This is a genomic window from Cupriavidus sp. C1SS-2L (assembly GCF_057073735.1).
On sequence record NZ_CP172709.1, the window covers coordinates 368,292 to 382,320 of the forward strand.

Here is a 14,029-nt window from a genome sequence, read left to right on the forward strand (position 1 = left end):
TAGGGCGTTATACCTCGTCCTTGAAGTGGTACCAGTGATACAGGAAGCGCTGGCCAAAGCGGCGGAACGGCGCGAACATCTGCGATTCCACCATCTCGCGCACATTCGGGAAGGGCAGCGACGAACGGAAGATCGGCAGCGGCGGCAGTGAATCGCCTTTGCCAGCAATCAGCGCTGCAAGCCGTTTGCCGGCCTGCGCGGAATACATCACGCCGTTGCCGCCATAACCCAACGCGTAATAGATCGACTGCGACGGATCGGGCTGGGTGATGCGGGGCATCATGTCGTGGCTCACGTCGACCCAGCCCCACCACGAATAGTCGATCTGGATGCCGCGCAACGACGGAAATTTGCGGTACATGTCGTCGACGAGCTTCTGGCGGTACTGGTCTTGCGGTGCATCATGACCGGTGATCGCGCTGCGGCTGCCGATCTGCAGGCGCCCGTCGGGCATCAGGCGGTAGTAGTGGCGCAGGATGCGCGTGTCGGTGATGACCTGGTGCGTGCGGAAGTTGCACGCTTCAATCTCGGCGGGCGTCAGCACGCGCGTGACGATGGAGTTCGACAGGATCGGGAACAGCCGGTTCTTGAGCTGCGGGTGCAGCGACTGCGAGGTATAGCCGCCCGTGGCCACGCCTACCGAGCGCGCGCGCACGATGCCGCCCGGCGTACGCAGGTAATGCACGCCATTGCGCGTCTCCCAGCCCGTCACCGGGCTCGATGGATGCACCTTGACGCCGAGTTCGCGCGCGCGGCGCAGGTAACCGAACGCGAGCTTGCCGGCGTGGATGCCGATGCCCTCGGGCTCGTGCATGGCGCCCGCGGCTTCCTTGTCATCGACGTACTCGCGGCGCACGGTGTCGGCATCGATGATGCGCGCATCGTACTTGAAGATATCGCGCAGGACCTTCGCTTCCTTTTCGAGCGCAGGCATGGCCTTGGCGCGGTGTGCAATATACAGGTGGCCACCGGGCTGCGGATCGCAGTCGATGTCCTTGATCAGGCTCTTGAAGGTCTGCATGCCGTCGCAGACTTCTTCATGCAGGCGCAGTGCCGTATCCAGGCCATAGCGCTGGATCCATTGCGAGCGCTTGAGCCGGCCCGACGCGCATTGCGCCTGGCCGCCGTTGCGCGTGCTGCAGCCCCAGCTCACGCGGTTCGCTTCGAGCACGGTCGCCTTGATGCCGTGCTCCTGCGCGAGAAAGATCGCGCTGGTCAGGCCCGTGAAGCCGGAGCCGATGATGGCGACGTCCACGTCGATGTCATGCGTGATCGGGCCGTCATCGGCAGGGGGCTCGCCGGCCGTGCCGATCCAGTAGGTCGGCGCATATTCACGGCCCTGGCCCGGCGTAGGCGTGCGCAGCGGGTCGTACGCGGGGTCATACGGCCGCTGCGGCGCGGTGGCATGGCCGCCGGTGAGGAGATTGCGGGTGGCTACTGCTTCCATGGCGCGTCTCCGGTGCTCAGGCCGCGTTGGTCACCGGCGGGCGATCCTTGCGGTACGCGTTCTTCACCGCGATCTTGCCGTCGTGGAACGTGAACACGTCCACCATGCGCGCTTCGATACGTGCGCCATCGGCACGCGTGCCGCGGAACGTCGATTCGCTGACACCGCGGTCGCCAGACACGAAATGCTCGCCTTCAGTCCACGACGCATCGGGAAACGTCTGCCAGGCCAGCATGAAGCCCTCGCGCACGGCATCGCGGCCGACGAAGCTGCGGCCGAGCAAGTCGGCGCCCGCCACGCCGTGGAATGCGCAATCGTCGGCCATGAAGCTCATCAGCGCGTCGATGTCGTGGCGGTTCCAGGCGTCGTTGAAGGCTTGCAGGAGGTCGGTGCCGACCGGGGTGGTGCTGGGCTTGCTCATAGGGGTCTCCGTGGTATTTCTGGTGTTGCTGGTATGGCCGGTATTGCGTGACGATGCGGCAGCAGGGACCGCGCATCGACCATGACTCGAGGATAGGGAGACTGCGCGCTGCGCTGTAGGACCAGTTGGTGCTAATCGCTTGGGCCAGCAGTTTGCGGGCTGCGGATAGGCCCGGCAAATGACCTCCGGCAGAGCCGAAAATGCAGAAAGGGCTACTGCGCGGAGCGCGGTAGCCCTTCTTGCCTCAGTGCCGCCTGAGCCGCCGCTCAGGCCGCCGATGCGCCCCGTGCGGGGATAGCTGCGTGCAGTTCGCGTGCCACGCTGGCTAGCACGCGTATGCCGGGCTCGATACGTTCCGGCGCGATCGACGAATAGCCGAGCCGGAAGCCGTTGCGTGGCGCTGGCTCGCCCATGAAGAACACGCTGCCGGGCTCGATCAGCACACCCTGCAGTTCGGCGAGGCGCGCCAGCGCATCGGCATCGAGCCACGCCGGCCCTTCGATCCAGCACGACGCGCCGCCGGCGATTGGCACCGGGCGGAACTCGGGCATATGGGCGGCCAGCGCGGCCAGCACGGTCTCGGCGCGCGCCCGGTGCGCGGCGGACAGGCGCCGCAGATGCGCGTCATAGTGGCCCAGCGACAGGAACAGCGAGAACGCGCGCTGGATATACGCGGACGGATGCCGCAACATCAGCCGGCGCGCGCCGCGCAGTTCGGCAATCAGTTCGGCGGGGCCGACGATGTAGCCGATGCGCAGCCCCGGTGCGAGGCTCTTGGACAGGCTGCCGACGTAGATCACGCGGTTGTTGCGGTCCAGGCTTTTCAGCGTCGGCGTCGGGTCGCCTTCGAAGCGGCTCTCGCTTTCGTAGTCGTCTTCGATCAGCACGAAATCCGCCTCTTCCGCTTGCCGCAGCAGCGCCTGCCGGCGCGCCAGCGGCATGGTGACCGTGGTGGGGCACTGGTGGCTTGGCGTGACGTAGACGTAGTCGCATGCGCGCAGCGCATCGGAGGGAATCACGCCTTCGGCGTCGATCGGCAGTGGAATCAGCTTCGAGGTATGGCGGCCGAAGATATTGCGCGCGTCCGGGTAGCCCGGTTCCTCGATGCCGACTGGTGTATCTGGGCTAGCCAGCAAATCGGACAGCAGGTAGAGCGCCTGCTGTGCGCCCACGGTAATCACGATCTCGTCAGCGCCGGCCCACACGCCGCGGCGCGGCAACACGCGCGTGCGGATCTGCTGCACGAGCGATTCGTCGTCGCGCACGATCATGTCCTGCGCCCACTCGTGGATATCGAGCACGCTCAGTGCCTTCAGGCAGCACTCGCGCCAGTCGGCCGTGGGGAAGAGGACGGGATCGTACTGACCGTAGATGAACGGATACGGGTAATCGCGCCAGTTGTGGCGCTTGACGATATTGCGCTGGTGGGTCGGGCGGAACACGAAACGCCTGTCCCAGTCGGGACGGGCGCTGACGTGCGTGTCGGGTTGCGGCGTGCCGCGCAGCGATGCCACGCCGCTGACGCGCGTGCCCAGGATGTCCGGATTGACGAAATAGCCGCTGCGCTCGCGGGAGATCAGATAGCCCTCGTCCACGAGCTGCTGGTAGGCCAGTACCACCGTATTGCGGGCCACGCGCAGCTGCGCGGACATCTCGCGGCTGCTCGGCAGCGGGACGCCCTGCGGGAGCTGTTCATCCAGGATCGCGGAGACCAGCATCTGGCGGATCTTGCCTTGCAGGCTCAGGCCGGAGTGGGCGTGCTGCTGGAAGAGCTGGTCCCACATGGGGGGCGTCAGCTTGGAGGTCATAGGGCGGCTGTCTTGAGGGGGCGGAAGACAGGTTACCCCATCTCCACACCCTTTCCCATCCTCAATCAATATTCATGCAAATCCGGCCGAGGCATCTCCGCTAGGGGCACGACCTGTTGGACGCCACGCCGAAACAGATGCCGCACGATATAGGCCGATACCAACAGTCCAAGGCTAGCCACGCCCAGGGCCAGCGGCGTCCGCTGATCCGGAATAAACGCCATCGCCACTACAATCGCCAGCATCCCGAAAATCGCCAGCCACGTCAGATACGGATAGCACCACATCCGCACCTTGAGCAGGTGAGGCGCTTCGCGCTCAAGCCGCGCACGCAACCGCAACTGAGACACCGCGATCAGGATGTACACGAAGATGGCCACCGTGCCATACGAGTTCACCAGGAATGCAAAGACCTTGTCCGGCGATACATACGACATCACTACCGCGCCGTAGCCAAACAGTGTGGCGACGAGGATCGCGCGCGTCGGCACGCCGTTGCGGCTGACGCGGGCGAGGGAACGCGGTGCGTCGCCGCGCTTCGTGAGCGCGAACAGCATGCGCGACGAGGCATACAGGCCGGAGTTCAGCGCCGACAGCACGGCGGTCAGCACGATCGCGTTCATGATCTGCGCGGCTGCCGGAATCCCCATGACGTTGAGCGCGCTGACGTACGGCGTGGCGATGCCAGTGGCGTTCCACGGCACCAGGCAAACCACCAGCAGCACCGAACCCACGTAGAACACGAGTACGCGCGTGATGACCGAGTTCGTGGCACGGGCCACCGCCTTCTGCGGCTCGGCGGTTTCGGCCGCGGCGATGGTGACGATCTCGGCGCCGAAGTAGAAGCCTGTCGCCGCCACCGCGCCGGTCAGCACGGGCACGATGCCGTTCGGCATGAAGCCGCCGTTCGCGGTCAGGTTGGCCACGTTCATGCCATGGGCGCCGGGCGCGAGGCCCAGCACGTACACGCCGGCCACGAACAGGAACACCATGATCGCCGCGACCTTGATGGACGCGAACCAGAACTCGAACTCGCCGAATGACTTTACCGAGATCAGGTTGGTCAGCGTGAGCATGACCAGCAGCACCAGGCTGATGGTCCAGTTCGGCACGTCCGGCAGCCAGTAGCGCACCAGGTCAGCCCCTGCCACGGCTTCGAGCGCCACAACGATGACCCAGAAGTACCAGTACATCCACCCGGTCAGGAAGCTGGCCAGATTGCCGACTGCGGGGCGGTCGCTCCAGGCCTCGCGGGCATACTCATAGAACGAGCCGCCGCCGGGCATGGCGCAGGCCAGTTCACCGAGCATGCGCATTACCAGCACGACAAGGAGGCCGGTGATCAGGAAGGAAAGGACCGCGGCGGGCCCGGCGGATTTGATGACGACGCCACTGCCGACAAAGAGGCCGGCGCCGATGACGCCACCCAGGGCGATCATGGTCATGTGCCGCTGCTTGAGGCCGTGCGATAGCCCTGAGGAGGGCTGCGGTGTTTGGGTCATGTTGTGTCTCCTGTACTGCTGACTGCTGTACTGTCAGCCGCCACGGCGTCTTTCTCTGTAATAGTCGGCCCTGCGCTTGGTTGCAGGCCTGTGCCGTGGTCGGTCACCCCAATTTGGTACGAAAAGGGGCGGTGGCATCATCCATCCATCGATTTGTGTCTCCGAGTCGCCTTGTAAAACGGAACAGATTGTTCCGATAAATGTATTTGTATTCGGAATGTAGGTCTTCCTGAGCCGAAGGTCAACCCGGAATTTCAGGAATTGATATGATTTGTATCTGAAACTGAAACTTGACTATGATGGGAGCCAGGCATGAACGAATTGCGTCTTGCCAAGAGCGATGCCAGGCCTGACGGCGACACGCCGGCGCTGCGTCTCTTTGGCCTGCTGGAAGTCATTGCCACCAAGGATCACCCCTTCAACCTGCAGGCGCTGGTGGAGGAAACCGGCCTGCCCAAGCCCACGCTGCACCGCATGCTGCAGCAGCTCGAAGCGGCCGGCATGGTCCAGCGCAACGGCGATGGCCGCCACTACGGCACCGGCCTGCGCCTGCGGCGGCTGGCGGAAAACCTGTTGCTGAACAACACCTCGCACGGCGCGCGCCACATGGTGCTGCGCAAGCTGGTGGAAGAGGTCGGCGAAAGCTGCAACCTGACCGCGTTTTCGAGCGGCGAAGTGCTGTACCTGGACCGCGTGGAAACAGCGGCGCCCTTGCGCTTCTACCTGCACCCCGGCTCGCGCGTGCCGGCGCACTGCTCGGCCACCGGCAAGCTGTTCCTGGCGCAACTGACGCCAGCACAGCGCCAGCGCCTGCTCGCGCATGCGGAGCTGGAACGCTACACGGCCAACACGCTGACCGACCACGTGGAGCTGGAAGCGGAGATCGAGCGCGTGAAGCGCGACGGCTACGCGATGGATGACGAAGAGTTCCTGCCCGGCCTGCTGTGCATCGGCGTGCTGGTGCCGGCGGTGGACGGCGGGAAATCCAACCTGGGGCTCGCGTTGCAGGCCCCGGTGATGCGCGTGACGCACGAAAAGGCGCTGCAGATGCTGCCCGCGCTGCAGCGCGCGGCCAGGGCGCTGGCGGCCATCGAGGCCGAGAGCGGTACCGCCTGGGGCGGCGCGGACGAGGACGAGTAGCGGCGGATCGCGCAGGCTCCCGGCTTGTCTGCTGTCCGCCACAAGAAGGACACAAGCAAGGCAAGCAAGAGGAGCAAGACGTGACGCAGAAGGAGTTTGGCAGACCGGACCGCATGGTGCCGGTGCGCAGCCTGTTCGGTATCGATTCCGGCCTGATGGTGCCGGCGTTCAGCGAACGCGATGACCATGTGCCGGAGATCGATCCGGCCTACCGTTTCCAGCCCGAGGTGACGCTGGCCATCCTGTCGGGCTTCATGCGCGACCGGCGCGTGATGGTGCAGGGCCTGCACGGCACCGGCAAATCGACGCATATCGAGCAGGTTGCGGCGCGCCTGAACTGGCCGTGCGTGCGCGTGAACCTCGACGGCCACATCAGCCGGCTCGACCTGGTCGGCAAGGATGCAATCGTCATCCGTGACGGGCAGCAGATCACCGAGTTCCAGGAAGGTATCGTGCCGTGGGCGCTGCAGCGGCCCGTCGCGCTGATCTTCGACGAGTACGATGCGGGCCGGCCCGACGTGATGTTCGTGATCCAGCGAATCCTCGAACGCGACGGCAAGTTCACGCTGCTGGACCAGAATCGCGTGATTCGTCCGCATCCATCGTTCCGTCTGTTTGCGACGTCCAACACGGTAGGCCTCGGCAATCTCAACGGGCTGTACCACGGCACCCAGCTCCTGAATCACGCGCAGATCGACCGCTGGAACGTGGTCGCCACGCTCGACTACCTGCCGCATGCGGAAGAGACAGGCATCGTGCTGGCGCGCGTGCCGGAACTCGACAACACCGACGGCCGCGAACTGGTCGATGCCATGGTGGCACTGGCCGCGCTCACGCGGCGCGGGTTTGCCGCGGGCGATGTGTCAGCCCTGATGTCGCCGCGTACCGTGATCAGCTGGGCGGAGAACTGCCAGATCTTCCGCGATCCTGCACTCGCGTTCCGCCTGACCTTCCTGAACAAGTGCGACGAGGCCGAACGGCCGGTGGTGGCGGAGTACTACCAGCGCTGCTTCGGCAACCTGCCCGGTGAAGCGGCGGGGCAGGCGGCCAGCAACGCGACCCGACCGGAGCCGGCGCAATGAGCGCGGCGGCGGCCGCGCAACGGCTGCGCCGGCGACAGCGGCAGGATGCGCTGTCGGGTGCCGCCGTGCGTGCGCTCACCGGAGATGCGGCGCTGCATTTCCGCGACGGCCGGCTGTGGCGCGAGATGCGGCCCGTGCCGCAGCATGCGCCGCATCTGCGCACCGATCCGGACATCGACAGCGCGGCCTGCCTGCGCGGGGCCGCCGATGGCGCCGCGCTGCGCCACGCGCATTCCGATGCCGCGTTGCATCGCAGTCTTTGTCCAGAGGACGCCGTCGAGCGGCTGCTGTTCGAAATGCTGGAACAACTGCGCTGCGAAACGCGCGTGCCGCGCGGCATGGCCGGCGTCGAAGCCAACTTGCGCCATCGTTTCCTGGCGTGGTCGCGTGCGTTTCATCGCTCGGGCCTGACCGAGGGCCAGCTTGGCATCCTTCTCTACACGGTGGCGCAAATTGCTTGGTCACGCCTGAGCGGCGAGCCCGTACTCGATGAAACCGAGGACTTGATCGAAGCCACGCGCGCCGCGATCGTACCCGTGTTGGGCACATCGCTCGCGGGCTTGCGCGCGCATCGCCATGACCAGCCTGCGTTCGCCGAGCACGCACTGGCACTGGCCCGCGCGGTGGCGCAGATGGTGCGCAGCGAAGCGCCCAATGCAGGCGAGGATGATGACGACGCCGCATCCGCCGCGCGCGCCGGGTTTGCGTTGTGGCTCGATTTCGAAGAAGAGCAACCGGAGACCTTCGCCCTCGCTGACAGCGGCCACAGCCGGGTGCTGGCAGAAGCGAAAGACGGCTATCGCGCCTTCACCACGCGCTACGACCGCGAGGTGCGTGCCGCCACGCTGGTGCGGCGTGCCTTGCTCGATGAATACCGCACGCAGCTTGACGCGCGTATCGCGCGTGCCGGCGTCAACGTGGCTCGACTTGCGAGACGCCTGCGTGCCGCGCTGGCATTGCCGCGCGTGGACGGCTGGTCCTTTGGCGAGGAAAGTGGGCGTATCGATGGCCGCCGCCTCGCGCAGCTTGTCAGCTCGCCGGCCGAACGCCGCCTGTTCCGGCTGGAAGCGCACCGGGCCCATGCCGATTGCGTGGTCGGCTTCCTCGTGGACTGCTCGGGATCGATGAAGGCACGGGCCGAGCCGCTGACGCTGCTGCTGGACTTGCTCACCCGCGCGCTCGACGAGGCTGGCGTCGCCACCGAGGTGCTCGGTTTCACGACCGGTGCCTGGAATGGCGGCCGCGCCCGCGCCGACTGGCTCGCGCGCGGCCGGCCCGCGCATCCGGGCCGGCTCAACGAGACCTGCCACATGGTGTTCAAGGACGCTACGCGGAGCTGGCGCCGTTCCCGCACCGACATCACGGCCCTGCTCAAGCCTGACCTGTTCCGCGAAGGCATCGACGGCGAGGCCGTGGAATGGGCCTGTGCCCGCCTGCACGCGACCGGCAAGGCGCGCCGCATCCTGCTGGTGCTGTCGGACGGCAGCCCGATGGATACGGCCACGGGCCAGGCCAACGACGCCAGCTACCTCGACAACCACCTGAAGGCCGTCGTCGCGCGGCACGAGTTCTTGCGTGACGTGGAAGTGCTGGGGCTCGGGGTAGGGCTCGACCTGAGCCCATACTACAGGCATGCGCTGGCGGTGGACCTGTCGCAGCCGGTGGATATGGCGATGCTCGACGAGGTGGCGAACTTGCTGGCGGCACGGCGGCGTTAAGCCAGCCGCACCGATGAGGCTCAGGCGCTCGACGAACACTCGCTCTGCGGGGCAGGGGCATTTGCACCCGCCTGCGCAGGGCCGCGCGCCATCTCACGCGGCTGCCACGACACGGCAATATCGCCGCGGATAAACGTCTGGCAAGCCAGGCGGAAGCCGCCGGCAAGTTCCTGCTCCGTCAGCAGCTTCTTTTCCTTCGGCTTGACCGCGTCCGTATGCTCGTGGCCCGTTTCGATGCGGCATTTGCAGGTGCCGCACAGCCCGCCGCCGCACTTGAACGGAATGCCGCCCTGTTCGCGCAGGGACACGCGCAGCAGGTTGCTGTCGGGCGGTGCGCTGACCGTCTTGCCGTGGTTGGTGAGGAAGGTGATCTGAATCATGGCGATGAAGGGTTTGTGCGCCGGAATGGCCGCGTGCTCAGGGCTGTCCGCCAGCGGTGACGGGCGTGGGCACGAGGGCGATGTCCATCGTGCCGAATTGCGCCAGCTCGCGTAGCGCCGAGCGGGCCGCATCCAGCGTGTCGTACTTTTCTAGGAACTTGGTCGGCACCAGGTTGACGATGCCGGGCGGCGTTTCCTCCTGCACCCGCACCTTGGTGTCGGCGGCCAGTTCTGCAATGACGAAGCGCGCCGTGCGCTTGCCATAGAAGACGTAGTCGTACGCCTCCACCGCTGTCATGCCATCGGTGGGCTCCGTGCGGAACTGGCCGGGGCGGCTCGTGAGCAGGACGAACATGTCAGGCATCCACGCTGTCGGCGGGCACGGCAACGGTGCCTGCGGTAGCAGATGCGGGAGCGGGCAGGTCGTCCTGCGCGAGCTCGATGTCATGCTCGATCCACAACTGGCAGGCAAGGCGATAGCCCTGTTCGAGCCGATCACCCAGTTGCTTCTTTTCCTTCCAGTTCGGTGGCGGGAGGTGCTCGGCGCCGGCGATCACGCGGCAGGCGCACTTGGAGCACTTGCCCATGCCGCACTCATAGCGCAGGTTGGGGTAGGGGAACTGGCGGATGCCCGCGCGCACGACAAGGTTGGTCTGGGGTTTGACCTCGTCGGTGTAGGTCTGGCCCTGCTTGTGGAAGGTGACTGTCGGCATAGTGCGGATCCTGCGGATTCAGAATGAGTTCGGAAACGTCTTGAAGCGCCTGCTGCCGCTTACGACCACAGCAGCATCGCGGCGACCGTCGAGCAGGTCAGCCCGATCAGCACCGGAATCAGCAGCGCACGTACCGCTTCAAGCACCGGCACCCGGGCAAAGCCGGCCACCGCAATCAGCGAGGACCACGCCACCAGCGTGCCGCCACCGGTCCAGACGGCGCCCATCTGGCCGACCGCCGCCAGCGTGGCCGGGTCGAAGCCGACCACCGGGCCCAGCGCACCGGCCAGCGTGCCGGTCAGCGGCAAGCCCGCGAAGCCCGAACCGTCGATGCCGGTGATCATGCCGACCAGCAGCACGCCGAACGCGACCAGTACGTGGTTGTCAGGGATGGTGTGCTGGTACGCCTGGATCAGCTCGAACAGCAGGCTCGGTGCCTTGCCGGGCGGCAGGCCGAGAATCTGCGCGGCGGTCTCGCCCGCGCCGACGAAGAAGAAGCCCGCGATCGGCAGCACCGAGCCCATCGCCTTGAAGGCGAACACGAAGCCGTCGGTGATGTGTTCCGGGCAGACATCGAGCATGCGGCGCGGGCCTTCCGCGGCCAGCGTGGCGAGCATCATCAGCACGGCCGCCACCCCACCAACCAGCGCGGCCGCGTCGCCGCCCTTGAGGTCCTGCACGCCGGTGCCAAGCTTCGGCAGCACCATGATGGCGACCACTGCGAGGAAAGCAATCGGCGTGACGATGGCGAAGCATTTCGACCACTTCACGCGGCGCCGGGCCACCATCGACAGGCTGGCTTCGATGTTGCTGTCAGTGGCCAGCGGTTCGGAATGGGCGGTGCCGCGCGCGATCTCTGCCTTGTCGAAGGTGCCGCTGCCCTCGATGTGCCCGGCTTGCGCTGCGGTACCGCCGGCGCGTGCCTGCCAGCGGTCGAGCAGGGCGCCGCTGGCAGGCACGATGTGCTTGCGCATCGTCAGGTAGGCCAGGCACAGCGCAATGGAGCCCGTGATGATCGACAGCGCCAGCGCGCGATCGGCCACCACCGCAGCGCTCACCGCCGCACCGGCGGCCTTGGCGCTGATGCCGGGCGCCACACCGATCACATAGTCCGACGACAGCGCCATGCCCTGGCCGGCGATGGCGATGGCCATTGCGCCCGCCAGCGGCGGCAGCCCCGCGGCGATGGCCGCCGGCAGCAGGATGGCCGATACCAGCGGCACGGCCGGCGTCGGCCAGAAGAACAGCGAGATGACGTAGGTAATGCCCGCCAGGATGAAGAAGGCCGAATGCCCGTTCTTCATCACCATGCGGAAAGGCTCGACCATGCGGATGTCCGAGCGCAGCGTCTTGAGCGCGTTGAGCAGCGCGGTCATGAACGCGATCACCAGAAAGATATTGAACAGCTCTTTCGCGGCAACCAGGCTGGCGGAGAACACACCAGCCAGCGCCGATACCGGGCTGCCAGTCAGCGCGAAGACCACGAGCGCAGTACCCACGATCGAAGGCACTACGACATTGGCACGCAGGATCATCGTCAGCACGATGACTGCTACCCCTGCCAGATATATCCAGTGCGCTGCACCGATCACGACTTGTTGTGACATGAAAACTCCCTGGGGGCCGAGGGGTTGTGGGGGCCGGTTCTCGTCGGGGCGTGAATCGGTGTTGGTATACTATATTCCGAAGTGGGTGCGAGCCAAGCAGATTTTCATCGGGACTTACGCGAAGCCCAATACGGTGCAAGGTACTGTGACGTCGCACTGTTGTTGGGATAGGGGCTTTCCCGGCACCCTTTTGGTGGCGCGTCGAGCGTCTGTGTTATTTGCTCGCTGGCAGTCGTCTATGTAGACTGTATACCGTTATGCAACTGGACGGAACAGCGTGCCTCACGGATGAGCATGAGGCGTGCCTGGAACCAGACCCCGGTCTTCCGTCCTGACAACCCAAACCCAACCAGCGGAGCCCCCATGCAGCACATCACAGACGCGATGATCGACGCCCACGTCAGTCCCGAAGACGCCCGGCAAGTCATGGAAGCGGCGTTTGCCAGCTTTGGCCGGGGCGATGCGGCCATGCAGGAGCGCATCCGCACCGAGGCGGGTGGCGTCAAATTGTCCACGCTGGGCGCGGTGATTCCGCAGCAGGGTTTTGCAGGCGCCAAGGTTTACACCACCATCAACGGCCAGTTCTCTTTTGTCATTCTGATCTTCTCGACGGAGGACGGCCGTCCGCTTGCGTCATTCGATGCGGGCGCCATCACGCGCCTGCGGACGGCCGCGTGCACCACGCTTGCGGCGCAGCGGCTTGTGCGGCCGGGCGCGCGCACGCTGGCGCTTTTCGGCGCCGGCACGCAGGGCGTTCAGCACGCGCGCCAGCTCAGCGCCACGCTGGGGCTCCAACGCATCCTCGTGTCCGATCCGCATGCCGATGCCGGCATGCCCGCACGCCTGTCGGCGCAATGCGGCATTCCGGTTGTAGTGTCCGAGCCCGATGCTGCGGTGGCCGAGGCCGATATCGTGGTCACCGCCTCGCGCGCGACCACGCCGCTGTTCGCGGGTGCGTCGCTGCGGCCGGGCGCCTTCGTAGCCGCCATCGGCTCAAGCCTGCCGCATACGCGCGAACTCGACGACACGGCGCTGCGTCGGGCCGCCGCCGTGGTGGTCGAGTGGCGTCCGCAATCCACGCGCGAGGCCGGCGACATCGTACTGGCCGATCCACAAGCGCTGCCGACGGAAAAGATCGTCGAGCTCGGCGACGTCGTGCTCGGCAAGGTTTCGCCGCGACAGCGCGACGACGACATCGTCATCTACAAGTCCGTGGGTGTCGGCCTGGAGGACGTTGCGTTGGCCGGTTTTGCGTGGTCGCGCATTGCCGGCGCAGTGGAGCTTCGCGTCGCCTGATTCATCTACGGCTCGGGTAAACCCCGGCGTGACGAGTCAACGAAGCGCTTACCGTCCCACATTAACTGTATATAGTATACAAGCATGCCGATGCGATCGATTCTCTGACGACCACGGCATTCCAACCCACCGAATCGCCCCACATCCGCCAACAGGAGCCTCCGCCATGGCCGAACTGATGAACCGTGAAGCATTCCGAGCCGCCCTTGAAGAAGCCATCAAGGGCAAGAGCGCCAACAAGGCGCCGTTCAGCGTGGCCTGGGCCAGCGGCAAGCTGACCCGCGCCCATCTCGCACGCTGGGCAGAGAACCACTATCACTATGTCGGTCCGTTCGCGGATTACCTCGGCTATATCTATGCGCGCACGCCGGACCGGTATACCGAGGCCAAGGATTTCCTGCTCGCCAATATGTATGAGGAAGAAATCGGCGGCGACCGCCATACCGACCTGCTGATTCGCTTCGCCGAAGCTTGCGGCACCACGCGCGAACGCGTGATCGACCCGGACAACATGTCGCCGACCACGCGCGGCCTGCAGAGCTGGTGCTACGCAGTCGCCATGCGCGAAGACCCGATCGTGGCCGTTGCCGGGCTGGTGGTGGGGCTCGAATCGCAGGTGCCGTCGATCTACCGCAAGCAGACTCCGACGCTGCGCGACAAGTACCAGTTCACCGACGAGGAAGTCGAGTTCTTCGACCTGCATATCGTCTCCGACGAGATCCACGGCGAGCGCGGCTACCAGATCGTGCTCGAACACGCCAACACGCCCGAGCTGCAGCAGCGCTGCCTGAAGATCTGCGAGATCGGCGCGCAGATGCGTCTGCTGTACACCACGGCGCTCTATCACGACTACGTCGCGCACGAACTGCCGCTGCCCGAACTCGAGATGGCCGCCTGAGCGGCGCCCCCCCAACC

The 14,029-nt window shown here is 65.8% G+C and carries 13 protein-coding genes; 5 read left to right on the forward strand and 8 right to left on the reverse strand.

The annotated features are described in order from the left end of the window. Nucleotides 1-7 precede the first annotated feature (7 nt). The 4 genes from ACIGJG_RS19385 to ACIGJG_RS19400 form a co-directional block, all read right to left on the reverse strand. Nucleotides 8-1,447: an NAD(P)/FAD-dependent oxidoreductase gene (locus ACIGJG_RS19385; protein ID WP_011299875.1), complete on the reverse strand. Its 1,440-nt coding sequence runs from the start codon at nucleotides 1,445-1,447 to the stop codon at nucleotides 8-10. A 16-nt stretch (nucleotides 1,448-1,463) separates the two neighbouring features. Further along, nucleotides 1,464-1,868 (reverse strand): nuclear transport factor 2 family protein, encoded by a 405-nt coding sequence (locus tag ACIGJG_RS19390; protein ID WP_011299876.1) that lies wholly within the window; start codon nucleotides 1,866-1,868, stop codon nucleotides 1,464-1,466. A gap of 266 nt (nucleotides 1,869-2,134) precedes the next feature. After that, entirely contained in the window at nucleotides 2,135-3,676 is a 1,542-nt protein-coding gene (gene pdxR / locus ACIGJG_RS19395; RefSeq protein ID WP_483673765.1) for a MocR-like pyridoxine biosynthesis transcription factor PdxR, read from the reverse strand. Nucleotides 3,677-3,741: 65 nt separating this feature from the next. After that, a complete protein-coding gene (locus tag ACIGJG_RS19400) occupies nucleotides 3,742-5,178 on the reverse strand; it encodes an amino acid permease (RefSeq protein WP_011299878.1) in 1,437 nt (478 codons plus the stop codon). 312 nt (nucleotides 5,179-5,490) lie between these two features. Between ACIGJG_RS19400 and ACIGJG_RS19405 the strand changes: the two genes are divergently transcribed. The 3 genes from ACIGJG_RS19405 (at nucleotide 5,491) to ACIGJG_RS19415 (ending at nucleotide 9,118) form a co-directional block, all read left to right on the forward strand. Beyond that, nucleotides 5,491-6,318 (forward strand): IclR family transcriptional regulator, encoded by an 828-nt coding sequence (locus ACIGJG_RS19405; RefSeq protein ID WP_011299879.1) that lies wholly within the window; start codon nucleotides 5,491-5,493, stop codon nucleotides 6,316-6,318. Nucleotides 6,319-6,431: 113 nt separating this feature from the next. Continuing rightward, nucleotides 6,432-7,400, forward strand: coding sequence for an AAA family ATPase (locus ACIGJG_RS19410; protein ID WP_011299880.1), 969 nt, complete (start codon nucleotides 6,432-6,434; stop codon nucleotides 7,398-7,400). Then, entirely contained in the window at nucleotides 7,397-9,118 is a 1,722-nt protein-coding gene (locus tag ACIGJG_RS19415) for a cobaltochelatase CobT-related protein (protein WP_483673766.1), read from the forward strand. Before ACIGJG_RS19410 ends, ACIGJG_RS19415 begins: the two co-directional genes overlap by 4 nt. A gap of 20 nt (nucleotides 9,119-9,138) precedes the next feature. Here ACIGJG_RS19415 and ACIGJG_RS19420 read toward each other — a convergent pair whose 3' ends face one another. Genes ACIGJG_RS19420 through ACIGJG_RS19435 form a run of 4 tightly spaced genes read right to left on the reverse strand, consistent with a single transcriptional unit; the run spans nucleotide 9,139 to nucleotide 11,818 of the window. Further along, nucleotides 9,139-9,498 carry a 2Fe-2S iron-sulfur cluster-binding protein gene (locus ACIGJG_RS19420; RefSeq protein WP_220630452.1) on the reverse strand — a complete coding sequence of 120 codons (360 nt, stop codon included), beginning with the start codon at nucleotides 9,496-9,498 and terminating at the stop codon, nucleotides 9,139-9,141. 37 nt (nucleotides 9,499-9,535) lie between these two features. Further along, nucleotides 9,536-9,853 carry a hypothetical protein gene (locus ACIGJG_RS19425; RefSeq protein WP_011299883.1) on the reverse strand — a complete coding sequence of 106 codons (318 nt, stop codon included), beginning with the start codon at nucleotides 9,851-9,853 and terminating at the stop codon, nucleotides 9,536-9,538. A gap of 1 nt (nucleotide 9,854) precedes the next feature. Continuing rightward, complete coding sequence (locus ACIGJG_RS19430; RefSeq protein ID WP_011299884.1) at nucleotides 9,855-10,211, reverse strand: 2Fe-2S iron-sulfur cluster-binding protein; 357 nt, start codon at nucleotides 10,209-10,211, stop codon at nucleotides 9,855-9,857. Between the two features lie 59 nt (nucleotides 10,212-10,270). Further along, nucleotides 10,271-11,818, reverse strand: a complete 1,548-nt coding sequence (locus ACIGJG_RS19435) for a hypothetical protein (protein WP_011299885.1) — start codon at nucleotides 11,816-11,818, stop codon at nucleotides 10,271-10,273. A gap of 363 nt (nucleotides 11,819-12,181) precedes the next feature. Here ACIGJG_RS19435 and ACIGJG_RS19440 point away from each other — a divergent pair, with 363 nt between their 5' ends. Together ACIGJG_RS19440 and ACIGJG_RS19445 are read left to right on the forward strand one after the other, a co-directional pair. Beyond that, on the forward strand, nucleotides 12,182-13,114 hold the full coding sequence (locus tag ACIGJG_RS19440; RefSeq protein ID WP_011299886.1) for an ornithine cyclodeaminase family protein: 933 nt from the start codon (nucleotides 12,182-12,184) through the stop codon (nucleotides 13,112-13,114). A 166-nt stretch (nucleotides 13,115-13,280) separates the two neighbouring features. Beyond that, on the forward strand, nucleotides 13,281-14,012 hold the full coding sequence (locus ACIGJG_RS19445) for an iron-containing redox enzyme family protein (protein WP_011299887.1): 732 nt from the start codon (nucleotides 13,281-13,283) through the stop codon (nucleotides 14,010-14,012). Nucleotides 14,013-14,029: the final 17 nt, after the last annotated feature.